The organism is Neisseria sp. P0021.S006, assembly GCF_051956895.1.
This window is the reverse complement of record NZ_JBQCWZ010000960.1, coordinates 1-562: the sequence shown is the minus strand read 5'-3', so window position 1 is coordinate 562 and position 562 is coordinate 1. Positions and strand designations below refer to the sequence as shown.

Annotated in this window: 1 pseudogene; it reads left to right on the top strand. The window is 49.3% G+C overall.

The features are described 5' to 3' along the window. Positions 1 to 425 (top strand): annotated as a pseudogene (sucA, locus tag ACTHUM_RS18150) (2-oxoglutarate dehydrogenase E1 component); the annotation flags it as partial. Positions 426 to 562 lie beyond the last annotated feature (137 nt).

Genomic DNA, 562 nt, shown 5'->3' with positions numbered 1-562 from the left:
CCGAAGGTTCGACTTTCCGTCCGGTTATCGGTGATCCCGCCGAACGCGCAAGCAACGACAGCGTGAAACGCGTGGTATTGTGTGCCGGTCAGGTTTACTATGACTTGGAAGCAGGCCGTACCGAGCGTAAACTGGAAGATGATGTTGCTATCGTCCGCGTTGAGCAGCTGTATCCGTTCCCATATGAAGAGGTTAAAGCTGAACTGGCGAAATATCCGAATGCAAAATCTGTGGTTTGGGCGCAAGAAGAGCCGAAAAACCAAGGCGCGTTCTACCAAATCCGCCACCGCATCGAAGACGTTATCAGCGAAGAGCAAAAACTGTCTTATGCCGGTCGTCCAAGCAGTGCATCGCCTGCAGTGGGCTACTCAAGCAAACATATTGCTCAATTGAAACAATTGGTTGAAGACGCTTTGGCGTTGTAAACCAAGTAGCATTCCGTCTGAGGCTGCTCAGGCGGAATGCCCATATGCAGAATTAAAAACACACAACAGGCCGTCTGAAAGGGCCATTGGAGACACAAAATGATTATTGATGTAAAAGTACCTATGCTGTCTGAAAG